Raw genomic sequence first — 21,870 nt, forward strand, 5'->3', positions numbered from 1 at the left:
GATAATTTGGAAGCAGGTATTTAATATGATAGATAGAAAAACAATGATAAAGAGAATAAATGAAGAAATAGATAAATACTTACATGATATAAAAGAAGAGAAAAAAATAAATAAACTAGATATAAATGATGTTAACTCAGGAGATGATTTTGAAAAATTCTTAAAGGAAGTCTTTTTACGTTTAGGATACCATGTTGCTTTAACTCAACAAACAAGGGATCAAGGTGCGGACCTAATTATTGAAAAAGAATTAGTAAAAATAGTTGTACAAGCTAAATTTTATGGAAATACAGTAGGTAATAAAGCGGTACAAGAAGTTATAGCAGCTAAGTCTTATTATGATGCAGATAGTTGTATGGTTGTAACTAATAATACTTTTACATCTTCTGCATATGAATTAGCAAAAGCTAATAGAGTAAGATTAGTGGATGGCAAGGAATTAAATAGTATGATAGAAATTGCCAATTTATTTTTAGAGTAAATAACTATATATATATTAAGATAATATAAATATGATTTAAAAAAATATAAATCTTATTAAAAGAGGGCTATTATTATGCATTATGAGGATTTTTATAATGATTACAATAAAAATTACTCTTATTGTTGTGATAAAGATTATTTTAATTATGTAAGAAATAAAGTAGGATATATTATCGATACATTATTTGATGTAAAGAAAAATACTATTATTTTAGAACAACAAATTTATGATAAATTTATGCAAGGTGATCGAAAAAAAGAGGTTCTAAATTATAAAAAATTTTCTTTAATAAGCCCCCAAATATTTAATATAGTTTATGTATATTTGGTTTTTATTAGACACTATGATAAAAAGTTTGTTATAGATAAAATGTTTAATTATGTACAAGATAATAAAAATAAATACCAAAAAGAATGTCAATTAGAATATGAACAGGAAGTGCTAGAAATAAAGAGAACAGCGCTATATTTACAAGAACAAAAGAAAATTGAAGATGAGAGACTAGCAAGGGAAGAACGTATAAGAAAGATGTTAAATGAGAACACTACTTTTTAATATAGAATTCAAATTTACCATGTGGTTTAGACACATAGTCAAAAATTAATCTAAATTTATTTCATTTCAGATAATAGTGGTTCATATCTTGAAGTAAAGCTGGAAGGATTTTTATTAAAAATGGACTTATGTGAGATATTAAAAAAATCAACTTCAAATATATCACATAAAATTTTTCACAAATCAATAATAAAAAACCACAATTAAGCAAAAAATAAACAGAATAAAAAGTTATAAGTTAGACATAAAGGAGCGAAAAATATGACAAATATGAAGCCGACTATGATACATAGTGATAGAGGCTCTGTTTTTTCTGTTTTCAGTGAAGAAGAGCTAAAAAATATGACTAATAATTCTAAGAGAAAAGTTGCTATTTGTGGAAGGATAAATAATAGTGGAATAGTTGAGGTGCCAGAGGGTGCTACTCTTGCGGAAATTATAGAATTGGCAGGAGGAATTTTAGATAAAAGAGATTTTAAAGGGGCACATGTGGGAGTTCCGCCTTATGGTAGATTTTTATCTAAAGAAGATTTGGACAAAGAGCTAGATTTTGATTTGTTTGATAATTATATTAGGGCAATTAATGTTTTATCAGAAGAGGATTGTATAGTTCAGTATGCCAAGTTTTATACAGATTCAGTAATTGGTTTAATGCAAAATGAAGGAAGTTTGAAAGATTATGCTAAAGTGCAAGAGCCTTTAGAAAAAGTTTGGCAAATACTTGATAGAATAAGTAAAGGCAGATCAAATATGAGGGACCTTTATATACTTAGATCTTTAGCAGAAGAAGTGAAAGAAGAATTAAATCAAAAGCATAATATAATGGAAGAAATCATTGAAAATTATTATGACGAAATCAAAGAACATATTGAAGATGACAGATGCTACACTATGCAATGCAACAATCTGATTAAACTTACTATAACAGAAAAATGTATAGGATGTGGAATTTGTCAAAGGGTTTGCCCTGTTGATTGTATAGCAGGGGAGAAAAAGGAACAACGACGCATAGATTACAACAGATGTACTCACTGTGGTAGATGTTTATCTGCTTGTCCAGTAGATGCAATAACAGCAGGAGACAATACTTTGAAATTTATCAGAGATTTATCGACTCCTAACAAATTAGTCATCACTCAAATGGCACCGGCAGTTAGAGTTGCTATAGGGGAGGCTTTTGGTTTTGAAGCTGGGGATAATGTGGAGCATAAATTGGCAGCAGGACTTAGAAAACTGGGCGTGGATTATGTGTTTGATACATCTTGGGCAGCAGATTTAACTATAATGGAGGAAGCTGCGGAATTGCAAAATAGACTGGAAAGATATTTTTCAGGAGATAAAAGTGTAAAACTTCCAATGCTGACATCATGTTGCCCATCATGGGTTAAATTTATAGAACAAAATTATGGTGATATGTTAGATGTGCCATCTAGTGCTAAATCACCTATGCAGATGTTTGCGACTGTGGCTAAAGATATTTGGGCTAAGGAAAAAGGACTAAAAAGAGATGAAGTGACTTCGGTTGCCATAATGCCTTGTATTGCCAAGAAATACGAAGCATCTAGACCGGAATTTTCTCGTGGCCTTAATTATGATGTGGATTATGTTATAACGACTAGAGAATTAATTAAAATATTCCAAGACTCAGGTATTGATTTAAAAACAATAGAAGGGGAAGAAATAGACCAAGTCATGGGAGAATATACAGGTGGAGGAATTATATTTGGTAGAACTGGTGGAGTTATAGAAGCTGCACTTAGAACTGCCCTAGAAAATATGACAGGCGAAAAAATTGAAAATGTAGAATTCCACAGTCTTAGAGGTTTTGAGGGATTTAGAGCTTGTGATGTAGAAGTTGGAGATATAAAACTTAGAATAGGGGTAGCTCATGGTCTAGAAGAAGCTGGCAAGATGCTTGACAAAATAAGAGATGGAGAAGAATTTTTCCATGCAATAGAAATTATGGCTTGCCCTGGTGGCTGTGTCGGCGGTGGTGGCCAACCTAAAGTCAGAAAAAATAAAGATGCAATTTTACAAAAACGTGGAGAAGGTTTAAATAATATAGATAGGGAAAAAAATATGAGAGTTTCAAAAGAAAATCCAGAGGTTCAGGCAATTTATGATAAATATCTGGATCATCCGCTAAGTCATAAGGCACATGAATTGCTTCATACTAGATATTTTGTAAAGAGAAAAAAATAGGGGATTACTGATAAAAAGCTTGTAGATTTCTATGAGCTTTTTTTAGGTGGGAAAAGTAAAATATAAATATATTTCTCAAAAAATGTTTACACAAAAAATACTGGGGTATATTTCTAATATAAACAAAGTGTACACAAAATACACATTAAGGAGATAGCAATTATGTTAAATCAAAAAACAATAGATATAATAAAAAGTACAGTACCAGTATTAAAAGAACATGGATTAGAAATAACAAAAACTTTCTATAAAACAATGTTTGCAAATAATCCAGAGGTAAAAGAAATGTTTAATATGGATAAACAAGAATCTGGTGAGCAACCAAAAGCATTAGCAATGACAGTATTAGCAGCAGCTCAAAATATAGATAATTTAGAAGCAATATTACCAGCAGTAAAGAAAATAGGAAGTGTTCACGTTAACTCATATGTAAAACCAGAACATTATCCAATAGTAGGTAAAAATTTATTATTAGCTATAAAAGAAGTTTTAGGAGATGCAGCAACAGAAGAAGTATTAAATGCATGGGCAGAAGCTTATGAAGTTATAGCTAAAGTATTTATAGATGTAGAAAAAGATATGTACATAGATCAAATTTGTAGAGATAACCAAATACATCAAAGAATGTAATTTATAAAAAGGCTCCTTAAGGCTTTGATAATTTTATCATTGCTAAAAGGGGCCTTTATTGATTCTTGTATTTTAGCCTATAAATAAAATACAAGTATATATTATATTTAATAACTAGATTGATAAAATTCAAAATAAAAGTTAAACTAAAGTATAATTACATAAAAATAAAAAAGAGGTGTAAAAATGACTAAAGAACAAAGAATTGCAAATATAGTAGCTGACTTAGAAGGATGGGAAATTAAATCAGATGATAATGGCTCATATCTTGAAGTAAAATTAGGAGAATTTTTATTAGAAATGGACTTATGTGATATACCTAGTATTGAAACTTTAACAAAGGAAGAGCTAGCAACTATAATATTTGATAAATATTTAGAACAATAAATTTAAAAAACTACTAAGTTTATGGCTTAGTAGTTTCTTTTATTGTAAAAAAATGTAAAAAAACTATTGAAAGTTATAAACATATCAACTACTATATGATTATGAAAATAAACGCGCGTTCACAAAGTTGATTGGAGGTTTTATGAAGAGTAATGATATTGCAAAAATTGCTGGTGTATCTAGGAGTACTGTATCTAGAGTAATCAATAATTACCCGAATGTACCTGAGGAGACTAGGCAAAAGGTATTAAAAGTAATTGAAGAATATGATTATGTACCACATGCGTCTGCAAGAATGTTAGCAGGGGCAAAAAACAAGGTAATAGGTCTTTTTATAATTGATATTAATGAAAGACAAGATGGTATGAAAAATAGAATTACAAGGAGTCCTTATTTTTTAGAGTTTACAAGTTCGGTAATCGAGCGTGCAAGTGAAAATGGATATAAGGTATTGGTGCAGATAATACATAATATTGAGGGGTACACACAAATCAAAGAATGTTTTTATAATAAGATGATTTCAGGTGGTATATTCATAGGAGAAAACAACAACGATGAAACAATTAAAAAAATAATAAATGATGGATATAAGGTTGCTTTAATAGATCAAGAGATAACAAAAAATAATGCATATAGTAAATGCATAGTAGTTAATTCGGACAACTTTAAGGGTGCGTATGATGCTACTAAGTATTTGATTGATAATAATCACAGAAAGATTGCTCATATTACAGGAGATATTGGAAAGTTGTCATCAATAGATAGAATTAAAGGATATAAAAAGGCATTACAGGATTCAAATATTTCAATAAATAATGATTTTATTATTGAATCGAAATTTCGTGAAGAAAGTGGATATGAGTCTGCGAAAAAATTGTTATCACAAAGTGATAAACCGACAGCGATATTTGCATCTAATGATAAGATAGCCATAGGGGTAATGAGGGCTATGAAAGAAATGAACTTAAAAGTTCCGCAAGATATCAGCATAATAGGTTTTGATGATATAGAGGAATGTAAATATATAAATCCACAACTTACGACGATAAAGATGGACTTAGTAAAGATGGCAGATATAACTACTGATTCAATAATTTATTTTATTGAAAAAGGGGAAAACAAATTCAATGAATACACAGTAGATGTTGAGCTTATAAAAAGAAAAAGTTGTATGAAGTTAAAGTAAAACCTAAAAAATATTAGTATAGAAATTAAAGGGGGATGTATTATGTCAAAATATAGTTTGGGAATAGATATAGGTGGTACGTTTATTAAATATGCTTTGGTAGATGAAGACTATAATATAAAAGAAAGATGGAAAGTAAAAACAACTAAATTCGATACGAAAGATGAGTTATATGATTATATTTGTTCAAATATAAAGCATGATGGATTGATTGATGTTGTTGGAATAAGTGCGCCAGGGCTTATTGATGAAGAGTCTAATGTTAAATCATATGCAGCTCCAAATGTAGCAAATATGTATGGAACAAATATAAATTCTGAAATAGAAAAAAGAGTAAATAAAGAAGTGGCATCTATAAATGATGCGAAGTCAGCAGGATTATGTGAGTTTGAAATAGGAAATGCAAAAGGAAGCAAATCTTCAGCATTTTTAATTTTGGGAACAGGTACTGGTGGATGTTTATGTGATGAAAATGGAGTTATATATGGAAAAGACTCATTTGCAGCAGAGTTTCACAACATTCCTTTTATGAATTTCCAAACTAAAAAAATAGACAAAATGGGTGACTACGCATCAATGACTGGTTTAATAGAGATATATAACAGTAAAGTTGATGAAGAAGAAAAGGTTGAATATGGTCATGAAGTTTGTAATAAATTTTTAGCTGGGGATGAATTAGCTAAAGAAGTAATAGATGAATGGATAAACAATATAGCAGTTGAATTAATAGCTATAACAGTTACATATAATCCAGAGATTATATGTATTGGTGGGGGAATATCGGAAGAAGATTGGTTTATTGATAAGTTAAAAAAACACTACAAAGAAGTTTGTATTGAATATTTAGAAGCAGATTTTATAACGACAGAAATTAAAAGATGTAAATATAATAATGATGCGAATATTTTAGGAGCTATAATAAATGCAAATCTAAAACAATCAAAAAAATATGTAGTTAGTAATGGATAGTTATAGTGGAGAGGATAAAATATGTTTAGTTACGAGGTTATACAAAGTTTAAACAATTTAGAGCTATCTTTATACGAATATATAATGAAAAATAAAAAAAAGGTAATATATATGAGGATAAGGGAATTAGCTGATGAAGCTCATGTATCGACAACAACTATATTGAGATTTTGCAAGAAGTTAAATTGTGAGGGGTTTTCTGAATTTAAAGTTAAATTCAAAATGTATATAGAAGAAAATAATATGAAGAAGGTCAGTGATGATACTTCTGAAATAATAAATTTTTTAAAAAATATAGAAAAAAGTGATTTGGATAAACGTCTGGATAATTTATGCGACATGGTAAAAATGGCGAATACAATTATATTTTTAGGAATAGGTTCATCGGGAATATTATGCAAATATGCGGCTAGATATTTTTCTGCAATTGGAAAGTTCACATTCCACATAGATGATCCGTTTTTCCCAAAGAACTTTAGATGTCATGGGCCATGCTTGGTAATAGCTTTGTCAGTATCTGGAGAAACAGAATCTACAATAGAAAATATAGATAGATTTAAACAAGAAGGCTGTTCTGTCGCTAGCATAACAAATAGTGAAAATTGCACAATTGCTAAAATGTCAAATTTAAATATACCTTATTATGTTCAGCAGGTAAAGGTTAATTATAGTGATATAACTACTCAATTACCAGTTTTATATATGATTGAAAGGATAGGAAAGAAGCTATACAACCAATATATAGTCGAATAACTACATAAGATTATTCTATTTAAATAAAAAACAAGTTGTTTTATTTTTGGATTAAATTATTAAAGTTGTGACATGTTTTTTTAGAAGTAAAAACTATTACTTACAACAAATTATAAGTTATACTTAGACTATAAGATACAAAGGGGGACATTAGATGATATATAAAGAATTAGACAAATTTAAAGATGATTTCTTATGGGGTTCGGCATCTGCAGCTTACCAAGTAGAGGGAGCTTGGGACCAAGATGGAAAGGGAAAAAGTATATGGGATATATATACTAAACAACCTGGAACAACTTATAAAAATACGAATGGAGATATAGCAGTAGACCATTACAATAGATATAAAGAAGATGTAGCTTTAATGGCAGAGATGGGACTTAAAGCTTATAGATTTTCAATAGCTTGGAGTCGTATATATCCAAAAGGTAGAGGTCAAGTAAATGAAGCAGGTTTAAAATTCTATGAGGACTTAATAGATGAACTTATAAAAAATAATATAAAACCAATAATCACTTTATACCACTGGGATTTACCACAACATCTTCAAGATTTATATGGCGGTTGGGAATCAAGAGAAATAATAGATGATTTTAACGAGTACTGTATAACACTTTTCAAAAGATTTGGTGACAAGGTAAAATATTGGGTTTCACTAAATGAACAAAATGTATTTTTAACATTAGGTTATTTAACAGCCCTACATCCACCAGGTGTTAAAGATCAAAAAAGAATGTTACAAGCAAATCACATTGCAAACTTAGCTAATGCAAAAGTTATTGAATCTTTTAGATCATATGTACCAAACGGAATGATTGGACCAAGCTTTGCATTTGGACCTAATTATTCATATAGCTGTAATCCAGAAGATGTATTAGCAATGGAAAATGCAGAAGAGTTAAACTGTAGTTGGTGGTTAGATGTTTATTGTAAAGGAACATATCCATCATTTGCACTAAAATATTATGAAAGATTAGGAATAGCTCCAATAATAGAAGATGGTGATCTTGAACTATTAGGAAGAGGAAAACCTGATTTTATAGGTATAAACTATTATCAAACAGCAACTGTTAAAGCTAACCCATTAGATGGTGTAGGTTTATCAGAAGGAATGAATAACACAGGTAAAAAAGGTACAACTAAGGAAAATGGTATACCTGGTGTTTATAAAAATACAAAAAATCCATATGTAGAGACTACTAACTGGGACTGGGCGATAGACCCTACTGGATTAAGAATAGGCCTAAGAAGATTAACAAGCAGATATGGGTTACCAATATTAATCACAGAAAATGGTCTTGGAGAATTTGATAAGCTTGAGGAAAACGATATCGTTAATGATGATTATAGAATAAAATACTTAAGCGACCATGTTAATGCATGTAAAGAAGCAATAACAGATGGGGTAGAACTTCTAGGCTACTGCACATGGTCATTTACTGATTTACTAAGTTGGTTAAATGGATACCAAAAACGTTACGGATTTGTATATGTAGATAGAGATGAAAATGATGAAAAAGATTTAAGAAGAATTAAGAAAAAAAGTTTCTATTGGTACAAAGATGTTATAAGCAGCAATGGAGAAAATTTATAAGAATACAAAATATAATATTCAACATACAAAATAAAAATTAAAATAAAAGGTTTAAAAATCAGGAGGGTTATTATGAAAAAAATATTATTAGTTTGTTCAGCAGGAATGTCAACTAGTTTACTAGTTAATAAAATGAGAGATGCAGCTAAAGAATGCGGGGAAGAAGTAGAAATAAATGCATTAGCAATAGCAGAATGCTCAAGTGTAATAAATGATGTAGATATAGTACTTTTAGGGCCTCAAGTACGTTTTCAAAAACCACAAGTAGAAAAACTTACAAATGGAAGCATACCAGTAGAAGTAATCGATATGAGACAATATGGAATTATGGATGGTAAAGGAATACTTGAAAGTACATTAGCTAAAATAAAATAATATAAAAAATCTAGGGGGTATACATATGACTACTATGGAAAAATTCCAAGCGGGCATAGAAAGATTCTTAGTTCCAATTGCCGCTAAATTAAATTCACAAAGGCACATATGTGCAGTAAGAGATTCATTTATACTTTCATTTCCATTAACAATGGCAGGTTCGTTAATGGTATTATTAAACTTTGTTTTCTTATCACCAGATGGTTTTGTTGCAAAATTACTTAAATTAGAGTCAATAATTCCTAATTTTGCAGAGTATCAAAATATATTCTCACCTGTTTTAAGAGGGTCTGCAGATATATTAGCAATATTCATAGTATTTTTAGTTGCTAGAAATCTCGCCAAAACACTCAAAGCTGATGATTTGTTAACAGGTTTAACAGCAGTTTCAGTTTACTTTATAATATATCCAGATTATGTAGGGGTAGATAATGTAAATCATTTAACAACTAAATTTTTAGGCTCACAAGGTCTATTCGTAGCGATAATAGTTGGTTTAGTAGTTGGGGAACTTATGGCAATTTTATCAAAATCTGAAAAGCTAGAAATAAAAATGCCAGAACAAGTACCTCCAGCAGTAGCTAGATCATTTAAGGTATTAATACCTATAATTTTAATAACTTTATCATTCTCAATAATAAACTTCTTAATTAAAAAAGTTGCACCTGGCGGATTACATGAATGGGTTTATGCAGTAATCCAATCACCACTAACAAAATTAGGACAAAATGTAGGTTCTGTAATAGTATTAGCATTTATATGCCAAATACTTTGGGCAATGGGTATACATGGTCCTAATACAATAGCAGCAGTTCGTGACACAATGTTTGCAGAAGCTGTAAATAGTAATGTATTATATGCAGCTCAACATGGTACTGCTTGGGGAGCACCTTTCCCAGTAACTTTCAATGGATTATTTGATGCATTTGGAGCTTATGGTGGTTCAGGGGCTACACTAGGGTTAGTAATAGCACTAATATTATTCAGTAAAGCTAAAGATCAAAAAAGTATTGCAAAACTTTCTTTAGCACCAGGGATATTCAATATAAATGAAATGGTTATATTCGGATTACCAATAATACTAAATCCAATATATATAATTCCATTTGTTTTAGCACCAATAGTAAACATAATAATAGGATATTCAGCAACTTGCATATTTAAAATAATTCCTCCAGTAGCATATGGTGTTCCATGGACAACACCAGGTCCATTAATACCATTCCTTGGAACAGGAGGAAATGTATTAGCACTATTAATAGGTGTACTATGTTTAGCAGTGAGTGTATTAATTTATGCACCATTCGTAATAGCAGCAGGCAAAGCATCACAAGTAGATGATGATAATTCAGAAAAAGATACAACTGAGGGATTAGCATAATATTTAACAATTAGAGGTGACATAAATGGAAGGTATGGAATTAATAGCATTTGAAATTATTAGTAATGTGGGGATGGCAAAATCATTAGTAGTAGAAGCACTAAGAGTTGCTAGAGAAGGTAATTATGAAGAGGCCGAAGCTAAATTAAATGAATCAGCAGAATATATGCTAAAAGGACATCATGCACATTCATCATTAATACAACAAGAAGCATCTGGAGATAAAGTCGAATTTTCGTTGATAATAATGCATGCAGAAGACCAGATGATGTCAGCTGAAACTATTAAAGTTTTAGCCGAAGAAATGATACAAATGTATAAAGAATTTAGAAAATAAAAAAGCAAAGAACTACTGAGTTTATTCTTAGTAGTTCTTTTAATTATAAGAAAATTATATATTATATCGTTTGGTATAATGAGTAAGTTTATAGATAATAACAAAAATATAATATTTTAAATACCTCTTAATTTTGATAAAATTTCTATGTAAGCACAAAATAATAGAATATCAAAAAATGTGTAAAAGAGGTATTACAATGGAAAATCCTTATAAATCAATTAATGAATTAAAAACAGGAAAAATTACTACTGCACAGAAGGTATTGTTTGATGGGTTGATAAAGTTGTGGAAAACAAAACCCATTTACAAAATCAGCGTTAAGGAATTGACTGAAATATCTAATGTGGCTAGGAGTACGTTTTATGTATATTATAAAAATATAGATGAACTTATAGAAGATATAGAAAATTATCATATTTCTCAGATGATGCATTTAAATGAGGAGTTAATGAATACGGATATAAAGTCGGACGTTTATTTATCATATTATCAAGAGACAATTAATTATGTAAAGAAAAATAAAGATGTGTTTTATGCATTTTTAATCGCCAACATAAATAATAGATTTATTCAAAAATGGAAAGATGGAATGAAGTATCATTTATTAGAGAGTGAATATCGTCTGTATAATGCTGATAATTGCAATTTGATTTTGGAGATGGTGGCATCTCAAGTAATTGCTGGATATACTTTTTGGCTAACTAATCCTAATGACGTTAATATTAACGGTCTGGCTAAGATAGTATCACAAACACTAAGATTAATAGAAATTTAAAAAAGAGCAAAGTTTAAACACTTTGCTCTTTTTTGTAGCAGAAAATAAAAATCATATAGTATAAAATAATATCAGAATGAAGTAAAAATAATAAAAGAGTAAAAAAACAATAAAAGTGAACTATGGATATAAAAAAATATGTGATAAAGAATAATTTATAGAAGCTAATTTCAGGAGGATAAGAATATGGACGAGATAAAAATTCACGTTTTACACACAGGGAAAGTCTGTATATCACCAGATTTACCATTTGGAGGAGAAAACAGTAATTTGATAAAGCTGCCCAAATTAAATCTCTTGGCTCAAGATTACTTTATTTAGTAAATCAAGGAGTGGTAGAAAAGGGTGAAGCAGTAGATGAACAATTAAACAAATTAGGATTAGAACAATATGCAGAGATGGAAGTTGAGATATAATTTTTATTAAAAGTACTTTTAAAATTTAAGATAAAGATAAGTGACTACTAAGTTTTAGGGCTTAGTAGTTTTTTTATACAAAAAATATTAAAATTTTATATTCATTTCATAAATATTTCATATTGGAAACTTAAAATCTATCTTAGATAAATGAAGTGACTGACACAAAGTCTAAAATATTTATTATGAAAATTTCTAAAAATTATAAAACAAGGAGGTAAAAAAATGGGTTCTTTTAAAAGAGCGGTATTATATATAACCCGAAAGAAAAAGAAAAGTATTCTTATGTTCTTTATTCTATTTTGTATAGCTACAGCTGTACTGAGTGGAATTTCAATTAAAAAAGCTACATCAATTGCAAGACAAAATTCAAGTAAGGAGACAGCAAATACATTTGAGATACAAAACAATTTGGCAACAAATTTCACAGGAACAATGCCAGAGAGTTTGGTAAATAAAGTATCAAAAGTAAATGGCATAAAAAATTATGATGCATCAGTTCAGGGGATTGGGCTAGTTTTTAAGCAACTTCAAAATGTGGAGCCAAAAAACAACACAGTTCAATACACTGATAAAAAGTATAAAAATCTTTTCCCTGTAGAAGCTCATAAGTTTACAGAATACGACACAAAATTTATGAGTAAATCATTTAGATTAGTTGAAGGTAGACACCTTGTAGAAGGTGATAAAAATAAAGTATTAGTTCACAAAGCGTTAGCCGAAAAAAATAATTTAAAAGTAGGAGATAGGATAATAGGAACTAAAGACAGCTTAGATTATAATGCATCTAAAGATGCACCGTCTGAATATGATCTTGAAATTGTAGGTATTTTTGAAAGCCAAAATACAGACAGAATGGGAAGTAAGTTAGAAATACCAGAAAACCTTATATTATCAGATATGAACACATTAAATGCTTTATATGGTTATTCAAAAGGAAACAGCCAATATACAAGTGCTGTGTTTAATACTAATAAAAATGTAGATGATGTAATATCAGATGTCAATAAAATACAAGAAAATTGGAGTCTTTATAATATATCAAAAAGTGATGATACGTTTTTAGCATTATCTAAGTCATTTGATAGCTTAGAAAAAATCGTAAATATGCTTTTAATCGGTTCAATTATAGTTGGAATAATAGTGCTTTCATTAGTTTTAGCATTTTGGATTCAAGGAAGAATTCATGAAACAGGTATCTTACTTTCTATCGGAGTTGGAAAGTTTAAAATAATTTCACAATATATAATTGAATTGTTACTTATAAGTGTGCTAGCTTTTGGAACATCATATTTTTCAAGTAAGATGATATCACAAAATATAGGAGATGCAATGGTTAGCCAGGCAAGCAAACAAGCTGTTCAGGAGGTGCAACAAGGGTTTGGAGGAATGTCATTAGGATATGATGCAAACAGTTCTTTAGCAACTCAAACAGTAGATGGGATTGATGTTGATGTTAGTTTAAAAGAAGTTCTTTATGTTTATGCAATAGGGGCAACTATTATCATAAGTTCTGTAATGATATCTTCATCATCAATAATAAGATTAAAACCAAAAGAAATACTATCGAAAATGAGCTAGGAGGAAGACAAATGTCAATTTTAGCATTAAATAAAGTTAATTATTCATATACAAATGGTAAAAAAATATTAAATAATATAAGTATGGAGTTTGAAAAAGGCAAGTTTTACACGATTTTAGGTGTATCTGGTTCTGGAAAAACAACTTTGCTATCATTGTTGGCAGGTCTTGATGAACCACAAAGTGGTAAAATACTATATAACAATCAGGATATTAGGGAAAAAGGATATGAGAATCATAGAAAAAATAATGTTTCACTAATTTTCCAAAATTATAATTTGATTGATTATATGACTCCATTAGAAAATTTAAAAATAGTAAACCCAAAAGCAGATAAAACTATTTTAAATGAGCTTGGATTAAAAGATGATGAAATAAAAAGAAATGTATTGAAATTGTCCGGAGGTCAGCAACAACGTGTTGCCATAGCAAGAACACTTGTTGCAAATTCACCAGTAATTTTGGCAGATGAACCGACTGGAAATTTAGACAGTGATACAGAAGAAGAAATTATAGAAATATTAAAAACAAGTGCACATAAACATGGAAAATGTGTGATTGTTGTTACTCATAGTAAGGATCTTGCGAGCAAGTCAGATGTTATACTTGAGTTAAAAGATAAAAAGTTAGTTCTCTAGCAAGTAATATAGATATATAAATATTCCCTCATGATATTTTAAATAGAAAAATGGGCAAACGTAAATTTATACGTTGCCCATTTTTTATTTGAAAAATATTAAATTATATATTGAATACCATCCTTAATATACCTAATATTAATATATGAACAGGATAGAACCAGTAATTTATCATTTTATTTTGTCTGCCACGTTTTCCATTGTACATAAGTATAAATCCAAAACCAAGAAGTGCCCAAACCTCCTTGAAAATTGATAAATAACCAAATACACATGATAATATAGGTTTATTATAAAATACATAAAGGAAATATACTATTAATATAGCATGGTAATCATAATCTACTGAAAGGAATAGAGATATAATACACATAATAGCTAAAATTAATACTGTAGTCAAATACCATAGGAAACGAGGTATTTTTTCTAATTTTATTTTTAATGTATCTATAATCCAAATTGTTACAAGTGATAATGCTAGTGCAAATAGTACATTGTTATATCTAGGATTGAAGAATGTACGTGTTGTAAACATATCAAATGGTACTTCTGATATTACGCCAAATATCAATAAGTTTAGAAGATATTTTTTACGACTTCTCGTTTTGAAAAAACCCTCTACTATAAAAAATGCAAATAATGGGAATGCTATCCTTCCAAGTACATCAAATAAATCACTTATTTTTAAAAGTAATCCCCCATTTAAATTTGGATATATTAAGGCTTTATTCACGTGGTCGATTAACATAGATAGAAATGCTATATATTTTAATTGTGCACCAGAAAATACTCTTATTCTGTCTAATCCCTTCTTTTGAAGTTCAACTGTCTGTGTCATAAATATTATCCTTTCTATAAGTTCGTTTAGATTTTTAATTAATAAATACGATAAATTGGTATGATTATCGCATTTTATATAGTATAATATGTAGAGATTAGAGTTGGCAACTGACTTTTAAAGGAAGAAAATTGCCATATAAATAACTTAATTTCTACAAATTACCGGTAGTGTTTAATATACCACGTTAATAGGTGGATTAAAACAAAAACGCAAATTTGTAAAACTTTCGTAAAAATTTCGTAAGATTTATTGAATTAATGCGAAAGGTATAAAAGTTAAAAATATGCAAATTATAAAATTATAAATGGTCAATTAGAGGTGAAAATATGGATGCAATAACTATGATAAAAGAAAGACGTAGCGTAAGAAAATATAAAGACGAAAAAGTAGACAGAGAGACTATGAGAGAAATTGTCGATATAGCGAGATGGGCTCCTTCTTGGGTAAACTACCAAATAGCTAGATACACATTAGTAGACGACGAAGAAATAATAAAAGAAATAGCAGAGCATGGAGTTAATGGATTCGTATACAATATAGACACTTTAAGAACTGCAAAAGGAGTAGCTGTACTTAGCTTTGTAAAAGGAAAAAGTGGAACATATGACAAAGAATACATAACTTCAAAAGGTAACTCATGGGAAGTTTTTGATGCTGGTATAGCATGCCAAACATTCTGTTTAGCAGCACATGCAAAAGGTGTCGGAACTTGTATAATGGGAGTTATAGACGATAAATCTATAGCAAAAATAGTAAACTTACCGGAAGACGAAACTGTTGCAGCACTTATAGTTTACGGGTATGAAGATGGAGAACATGCAGCACCAAATAAAAGAAAAGACGTAGACGAAATAATGCGTTTTGTAGATAGATAAAACTTTAAAACAGCAATTAAAATTAAACAAAAGAAGAATCGTATAATCATATAAAGGAGAACAAAATGATAGTAGATAGAGATAAGTGTATAGGATGTACTTTATGTAAGCAAGACTGTATCGTAAGCGACATAGAAATGATCGATAAAAAAGCGCACATAAGAAACTTAACATGCATAAAATGTGGTCACTGTATAGCAATCTGTCCAGTAAAAGCAGTATCTTGTGATGATGAAGAAGAATACTCGATGGAAGAAGTCATCCCATATGAAAAAGAAGACTTCACAATAGATGCAGATAAACTAATGAATTTTATGAAATTTAGAAGAAGTGTTAGATTATTTAAAAAAGATGAAATAGAAGAAGAGAAAATAGAAAAAATAATAGATGCAGGAAGATTTACACAAACATCAACTAATATACAAGATGTTTCTTATACTATTGTAAAAGACAGCATACCAGAGTTAAGAAGAATGACTTTAGGAACATTAAATGCAATGGCCGACAAGATGTTGGGAAGTGAAGAAACTCCAAAACACCTTCTAAAATACGCCCATATGTGGAAGCGTATGTATGAGAGTTTTGTAGAAAATCCAGATGGACCTGATCAATTATTCTTCAAAGCACCATTATTAATAATTGTAAAAGCGCAAAATGAAATAGATGGTGGTTTAGCATCAGCAAAAATGGAGCTTATGATAGATGCGCTAGGGCTAGGAACTTATTTCAGCGGTTTCTTTGAAAGAGCGGCATCGATGAATCCTAAAATAGGAGAAATGATTGGATTAAAAGAAGGCGAAAAAATCATATCTTGTATGGTAGTTGGCTATCCAAGAGTAGAATATAAAAGAACAGTTCCAAGAAAACCTGCAAGAGTAACAAGAATGTAGGAATTGTAATAAGGATATACACATGGACGAAAGCAGAAAAGCAACTTTATTAAAACAATATAAAAATAAAAAAATCAAATATCCAATAGAATAGCGCTATGTTTGATTGGGGGATGGAGCATAGCGACAAATTCGACTGGATAGAAAACTTGGAAATTGATAAAGATTTAGAATTTCCATATGGAGATTAAAGTTTTATACAGTATTAAAAAACATAAATGATATCAACCTAAAAAGGGCATACTCTAGTATTAATATATTTAAAATACTAATGTATGCCTATTTTTATGACTTATTTACACAAATAAAGTTTATATAGTTTTAGTTAAATAAATCTTATCCAACAAATATCTCCGGCATACGAACAACATCAGCAAAATTAGTTTCAAGCATGTTTTTCATATTATTAAATCCAGGGTGAGTGAATTTTTTAGAATTAAACGGACATCTTTTTACACAACTACAACATCTTATACATTTAGTTGGATCTATTTTTTTACAATCTTCAAGATTTATAGCAGATGTAGGGCAGTGTTTTGCACATATTTTGCAGTTTACACAAGTGTCGTCTGTTTCTGGAGCCATTGGAACTTGTGGGAGATTTTTTTCGACATAAGGGAAGTTGCCCGGAACTTCTAGTTTTAATTCGTTTACGTCATTTAAATTTTCTAGTCTGTCTTTTATTTTCACACCGAAGTCATAAGCTATTTTTAAATCGTCTGAATTTGGTCTATTAGTCGCCAGCTTTGATGTAGATGAGTGTTCGGCTACGAATACTGCACCAGCAAGTCCAACAAATCCTTTTGATTCAAATAAATCCTTTGTCTCTAAAAGTGAATCTTCATAATCTCTGTTTCCATATGTAACAGCAAATACAGCCATAGCCTTGTTACATGAAATTTTATCAAGATAGCTTCTTAGTAATTTTGGAAATCTACCAGCATAAGTAGGCACACCGATTATAACTAAATCATTTTCATCAAAAAATAATTCCTGAGTCCTATTTTGAGCTAAAGTAATATCAAATTCTTTATACTCACTTCCGATACCATTTGCGATTTCTTTTACAACTTTTTTAGTCCCATCAGTAGGGCTGAAGTAAAGTAAATTTAGGTTTTTCATAATACAATCTCCTTTTAAAATTTATATAAAAATTATATAAAACAGGTTAATGGTATGCAATAACGCACTTTGTAGTTATTTACTTACTTGGAGGTAAGCAATAAAGAGAAATTTGAAAATGTAGTAGAGAGCTTTAACAAATAAAAGTGTAAACATATAAAGGTGTAATGTAGAGTTTTAACAAATATCAGATAAGAATTTGAAGAGAACTTTAATCAAAAGGGAATTTTTTTGGGAGCGATAGAAATTCACATTCTACCAACTCCCGTTTATATTAATGAGAAAACAAATTTATATATCAATCTCAAATATTTATTTCAATTTTAAAAAAGCTAATAAAATTAATGTCACACCACTCAACCAAGACAGATTAAGCTCTGTTTTTTCTGCTATTTTGTTTCCTATAAAGCAACCACCGAGGATTGCAACTATATTTACAATAAGTGAGAATAAAATTATTTGAAAAAAGTTAGCCGAAACTAAACCTGCTCCAAAACCAGCCGCCAATCCATCTAAAGATAGTGCTAATGCTAGAGAAAATGATTCCTTTGGTGATAATATAAGCGAATGGTCGACATCTGCTGCTGTATTATCTATATATACTTTTAAGAAAAACCTAAAGTCGGAAACCTTAAATTCATAATTGCGAGTTAGTGAGCCGCGAGTGCCCAACAATGCTTTTAACGTACTGTCAAATAATTTAGCCAAGCCTAACATTAATAGCATAGTAAAGCAAATACTTGTTGTAAAAATAGATGGAATGAATCTGCTTACAATACTTCCGAAAAACAAGGCTATCCCCAAAATAGTAGTAGATACAACATTAATAATCAAAGCTGATTTAAAGGGTATTTTTATTTTGCTGGTGGCATAGGCGAAACTGGCAACAAAAGCATCTATTGATAAAGCGCCTACAAGCAAAACTGCATTTACTGAAGATAAAAGATTCATGGCGTCTGTATACCCCCCTTGTGATAAGCATTGAAACCTATTAATTTTCACATAGTTTAACTATATATTAACAATATATGAGAAGTGCAATTTTTGGTGACCTTTTAAAAAGGTGAGATTTTATTATTTATAAAGATAATGAGCATACTAATATTGAAAAATCATAAAACTAGATTTGGAGGAAGTATGTTTAGATTATTTTTTATATTAATAACTTTATTTGCACTTGAAGTAGTAACTTATAAAAGAGTAAATATGGGTAAGTTTAAAAACGTCAAGAAACTAATTTATGAGATAAATAATCAATATAGATATTTGCTTAAAGGTAGATCGAGATATTTAAATTTCTATCAATGGTTTATACTTTTTATATCACAAATATTCGTAGTTTATGCTCTTATGAGATATATAGTTAAGAAGATTTTTAAATATGTAGAAGAAAATTATATTTTGTTTGGAAAGACATTGACGATAATATTTTTAATTATATTTTTGTATTTTGCAATAGGATGCGTATTATTATGTGTTTCAAGAATATACAAATTCTTATATAAAATTGAAGATAAAATCACAAAAGCTGATTTATTGATAAGTTATTTCATAATAAGCATGTATATGACGATTTTAATAATATTTCCCGGGGAATTTGCGAAAAATTACAAAATCGGACTTGTTGGAGTGACGCTCAGCTATTATCTAAATTTAAAAGTACTTTTGAGACTTATAAGAAGTCCCGAAATTGCTGATTTTAAGGCGCAAACTAAAAAAGCATTTGAAATAGACAGTATAGGCGTTATGGCTGTAATAGTTTTGTGCATGGTAGTAATAAGTTTGGCACTAGCAGTATGTTTTATTAGCTGTAGCAATGAAGGGGTGTATACTAATAATCCTACATTTTTTGATTTGTTTTACTATACGATTATCACCTTTGCCACAGTTGGATATGGAGATATAAGTCCAGTTTCGCCTGTCGCAAAATTTATGAGTATCATAATTTCTATGACGAGTATACTATGTCTTACAGTTTTTATATCTTCCGTATTATCTTATAAAAATGAATAATAATTTAAAATGATTTAAATCATGAAATAATATTTTAATATTAAATTATGAAATAGTATTTTAAAAACATATAAGAATGTTTTAAATGATTAAAAAATGCTTTGACTTAGAGTTAACTTTAAGTACTACAATTATAATTAAGTTGAGAGAAAGAATTTACAGGAGGATTTTCAAATGAATAGACCGTATATATTTTGTCATATGCTTACGTCTTTAGAAAAACATTGGCATGGAGCAGCAAAAGATAGCTGGTTCCAACACTTAGCAATAGAAGTACCAGGAGTTGACACAAAAACAGAGTGGTGCGAAGAAGTAAGTGATGAAGAATATAATAAATTAAAGTAATAAGCTAAAGCGAAGAAGAATTGAAATATATAAAATTAAAAAATAGAGTTGTAAAAAGTAGCTAGAATATTAAATCTAGCTACTTTTTTTTATATAAGCAACAAACAAAGTCGTTGGCGCCATGAACGAAGTGAATTTTTTTGATTTAAACTAATAATCTAATAATTATATATCATACTATATTTACCAAAATGGTAAAGGGAAATGTTTTTTATAATTGAAAATATTATAAAAGTAAAAAATAACTTAAATAGTGTAGCATATTTAATGCGAAATAAGTTGAAAATAATAAAAATAAATCGAAAAAAGGAAAAAATTGCACAAAAATATAAAAAATATGATATAATTAATAAGACTTAATAATTAATAAAGGAGACGCAATGATGAAAAAGAAAATTTTCGCATTACTTTCTGTAGTTGTATTAACTATGGCTCTTATGGTTGGATGTGGATCTAATAAATCAGATGATGATGAATTAGTAGTATACTTTGTTCCTTCAAGAGACCCTAAAGAAATACAATCTGCAACAGAACCTTTAGCTGATATGTTAAAAGAAGAATTAGCTAAAGAAGGATTTGAATTTAAAAATATAAGAATTGAAGTAGGTACAAGTTTCGAAGCTGTTGGTGAAGCTTTAGAATCAGGTACTGCACACGTTGGATTTATACCAGGTGGAACATATGTATTATATGAAAATGGAGCAGATGTTGCTTTAACTGCTACTCGTTTTGGATTAAACCATGATTCAGATAATCCAGCAGATTGGAATACAGCTCCAACAGAAAATACAGACAAAAAAGTTACTTATTATCGTTCTTTAGTAATAGCTGGACCATCTGAAAAAGGTCAAGCTCTTGCAGATAAAATAAATAGCGGTAAAAAATTAACAGCTGAAGATGTTAAAGGCGTTACTTGGGGTGTATCAAGTAATACAACTTCTCCAGCAGGATATATATACCCAAGTTTATGGTTACAAGAAAACTTCGGTTTATCATTAACTGATTTACCAAATAAAGTGGCTTTAGATAACTATGCTACTGCATTAACTCAATTAGCAAGTGGTCAAATAGATGTTATGGTAACGTATGCTGATGCACGTCTTGACTATGCTGATAAATGGACAAGCGAATTCGGAAGAAGCAAGTCTGTTTGGGAAGAAACTAACGTTATAGGTGTTACAGCTCCTATATACAATGATACTATATCAGTAACTAAAAACTCTTCTGTAATGACTCCAGAATTAGTTAAAGCATTACAAAATGCATTTATGAATATAGCTGAAACTCCAGAAGGACAAGATGTAATATCTATCTATACTCATAAAGGATATGAAATAGGAGATAGCAAAAATTACGAAGAAGAAAAGAAAGCTCAAGAGCTAATAAAATCTATACAATAGTAAAATAAATAAGTTCATGATTAGTATCATGGACTTATTTTATACGAATTAAAAAAATAATATCACGAAAGATACTATCAATTAAATGTATTGAAAACAAGAAAAACAGAGCATAAAT

General features: G+C 29.4%; 24 protein-coding genes. 21 read left to right on the top strand and 3 right to left on the bottom strand.

The genetic code is table 11. The features are described from left to right. The 16 genes from I4U58_RS00005 to I4U58_RS00075 form a co-directional block, all read left to right on the top strand. On the top strand, positions 1–481 hold a 481-nt coding region (locus I4U58_RS00005), incomplete at its 5' end, for a restriction endonuclease (RefSeq protein WP_207743788.1). Between the two features lie 75 nt (positions 482–556). Beyond that, a complete protein-coding gene (locus I4U58_RS00010) occupies positions 557–1,039 on the top strand; it encodes a hypothetical protein (protein WP_195928704.1) in 483 nt (160 codons plus the stop codon). Positions 1,040–1,300: 261 nt separating this feature from the next. Beyond that, the gene (locus tag I4U58_RS00015; protein ID WP_195928706.1) at positions 1,301–3,241 is read left to right on the top strand and encodes a [FeFe] hydrogenase, group A; all 1,941 of its coding nucleotides are present in this window, start codon (positions 1,301–1,303) and stop codon (positions 3,239–3,241) included. Positions 3,242–3,403: 162 nt separating this feature from the next. Beyond that, entirely contained in the window at positions 3,404–3,871 is a 468-nt protein-coding gene (locus I4U58_RS00020) for a globin domain-containing protein (protein ID WP_195928708.1), read from the top strand. A gap of 186 nt (positions 3,872–4,057) precedes the next feature. After that, positions 4,058–4,258, top strand: coding sequence for a hypothetical protein (locus tag I4U58_RS00025; RefSeq protein WP_195928710.1), 201 nt, complete (start codon positions 4,058–4,060; stop codon positions 4,256–4,258). Between the two features lie 142 nt (positions 4,259–4,400). Then, positions 4,401–5,444, top strand: a complete 1,044-nt coding sequence (locus I4U58_RS00030; RefSeq protein ID WP_195928712.1) for a LacI family DNA-binding transcriptional regulator — start codon at positions 4,401–4,403, stop codon at positions 5,442–5,444. A gap of 42 nt (positions 5,445–5,486) precedes the next feature. After that, on the top strand, positions 5,487–6,413 hold the full coding sequence (locus I4U58_RS00035) for an ROK family protein (RefSeq protein WP_195928714.1): 927 nt from the start codon (positions 5,487–5,489) through the stop codon (positions 6,411–6,413). 21 nt (positions 6,414–6,434) lie between these two features. After that, a complete protein-coding gene (locus I4U58_RS00040) occupies positions 6,435–7,166 on the top strand; it encodes a MurR/RpiR family transcriptional regulator (protein WP_195928716.1) in 732 nt (243 codons plus the stop codon). 154 nt (positions 7,167–7,320) lie between these two features. Next, positions 7,321–8,760, top strand: coding sequence for a glycoside hydrolase family 1 protein (locus tag I4U58_RS00045; protein WP_195928718.1), 1,440 nt, complete (start codon positions 7,321–7,323; stop codon positions 8,758–8,760). A 72-nt stretch (positions 8,761–8,832) separates the two neighbouring features. Continuing rightward, positions 8,833–9,135 carry a PTS sugar transporter subunit IIB gene (locus I4U58_RS00050; RefSeq protein WP_195928720.1) on the top strand — a complete coding sequence of 101 codons (303 nt, stop codon included), beginning with the start codon at positions 8,833–8,835 and terminating at the stop codon, positions 9,133–9,135. 25 nt (positions 9,136–9,160) lie between these two features. Next, on the top strand, positions 9,161–10,516 hold the full coding sequence (locus I4U58_RS00055) for a PTS sugar transporter subunit IIC (RefSeq protein WP_195928722.1): 1,356 nt from the start codon (positions 9,161–9,163) through the stop codon (positions 10,514–10,516). Between the two features lie 25 nt (positions 10,517–10,541). Beyond that, a complete protein-coding gene (locus I4U58_RS00060) occupies positions 10,542–10,853 on the top strand; it encodes a PTS lactose/cellobiose transporter subunit IIA (RefSeq protein WP_195928724.1) in 312 nt (103 codons plus the stop codon). Between the two features lie 199 nt (positions 10,854–11,052). Beyond that, positions 11,053–11,631 carry a TetR/AcrR family transcriptional regulator gene (locus tag I4U58_RS00065; protein ID WP_195928726.1) on the top strand — a complete coding sequence of 193 codons (579 nt, stop codon included), beginning with the start codon at positions 11,053–11,055 and terminating at the stop codon, positions 11,629–11,631. Between the two features lie 186 nt (positions 11,632–11,817). Further along, complete coding sequence (locus tag I4U58_RS14195; protein ID WP_279325539.1) at positions 11,818–11,952, top strand: hypothetical protein; 135 nt, start codon at positions 11,818–11,820, stop codon at positions 11,950–11,952. A 320-nt stretch (positions 11,953–12,272) separates the two neighbouring features. Next, the gene (locus I4U58_RS00070) at positions 12,273–13,628 is read left to right on the top strand and encodes an ABC transporter permease (protein ID WP_195928728.1); all 1,356 of its coding nucleotides are present in this window, start codon (positions 12,273–12,275) and stop codon (positions 13,626–13,628) included. A gap of 11 nt (positions 13,629–13,639) precedes the next feature. Beyond that, complete coding sequence (locus I4U58_RS00075) at positions 13,640–14,266, top strand: ABC transporter ATP-binding protein (RefSeq protein WP_007285587.1); 627 nt, start codon at positions 13,640–13,642, stop codon at positions 14,264–14,266. A 103-nt stretch (positions 14,267–14,369) separates the two neighbouring features. On the opposite strand, the gene I4U58_RS00080 is transcribed toward I4U58_RS00075, so the two are convergent. Continuing rightward, the gene (locus tag I4U58_RS00080; RefSeq protein WP_195928731.1) at positions 14,370–15,104 is read right to left on the bottom strand and encodes a TraX family protein; all 735 of its coding nucleotides are present in this window, start codon (positions 15,102–15,104) and stop codon (positions 14,370–14,372) included. Positions 15,105–15,433: 329 nt separating this feature from the next. Here I4U58_RS00080 and I4U58_RS00085 point away from each other — a divergent pair, with 329 nt between their 5' ends. Together I4U58_RS00085 and I4U58_RS00090 are read left to right on the top strand one after the other, a co-directional pair. Further along, positions 15,434–15,982, top strand: a complete 549-nt coding sequence (locus tag I4U58_RS00085; RefSeq protein WP_007285589.1) for a nitroreductase family protein — start codon at positions 15,434–15,436, stop codon at positions 15,980–15,982. Positions 15,983–16,047: 65 nt separating this feature from the next. Then, positions 16,048–16,872 (top strand): nitroreductase family protein, encoded by an 825-nt coding sequence (locus I4U58_RS00090; protein ID WP_195928733.1) that lies wholly within the window; start codon positions 16,048–16,050, stop codon positions 16,870–16,872. Between the two features lie 336 nt (positions 16,873–17,208). Here the strand turns inward: I4U58_RS00090 and I4U58_RS00095 are convergent, their stop codons facing one another. Beyond that, positions 17,209–17,994, bottom strand: coding sequence for an EFR1 family ferrodoxin (locus I4U58_RS00095; protein WP_207743789.1), 786 nt, complete (start codon positions 17,992–17,994; stop codon positions 17,209–17,211). A 312-nt stretch (positions 17,995–18,306) separates the two neighbouring features. After that, positions 18,307–18,945: a sporulation membrane protein YtaF gene (ytaF, locus tag I4U58_RS00100; protein ID WP_195928735.1), complete on the bottom strand. Its 639-nt coding sequence runs from the start codon at positions 18,943–18,945 to the stop codon at positions 18,307–18,309. Positions 18,946–19,131: 186 nt separating this feature from the next. Here ytaF and I4U58_RS00105 point away from each other — a divergent pair, with 186 nt between their 5' ends. The 3 genes from I4U58_RS00105 (at position 19,132) to I4U58_RS00115 (ending at position 21,752) form a co-directional block, all read left to right on the top strand. Then, positions 19,132–20,007 (top strand): potassium channel family protein, encoded by an 876-nt coding sequence (locus tag I4U58_RS00105; RefSeq protein WP_195928737.1) that lies wholly within the window; start codon positions 19,132–19,134, stop codon positions 20,005–20,007. A gap of 174 nt (positions 20,008–20,181) precedes the next feature. After that, a complete protein-coding gene (locus tag I4U58_RS00110; RefSeq protein ID WP_330643973.1) occupies positions 20,182–20,352 on the top strand; it encodes a hypothetical protein in 171 nt (56 codons plus the stop codon). Between the two features lie 383 nt (positions 20,353–20,735). After that, complete coding sequence (locus I4U58_RS00115) at positions 20,736–21,752, top strand: PhnD/SsuA/transferrin family substrate-binding protein (protein WP_195928739.1); 1,017 nt, start codon at positions 20,736–20,738, stop codon at positions 21,750–21,752. The last annotated feature ends 118 nt before the right edge of the window (positions 21,753–21,870 follow it).

The organism is Clostridium sp. 1001270J_160509_D11 (assembly GCF_015667935.1).
In the GTDB taxonomy this organism is placed as follows: Bacteria; Bacillota; Clostridia; order Peptostreptococcales; family Peptostreptococcaceae; genus Intestinibacter.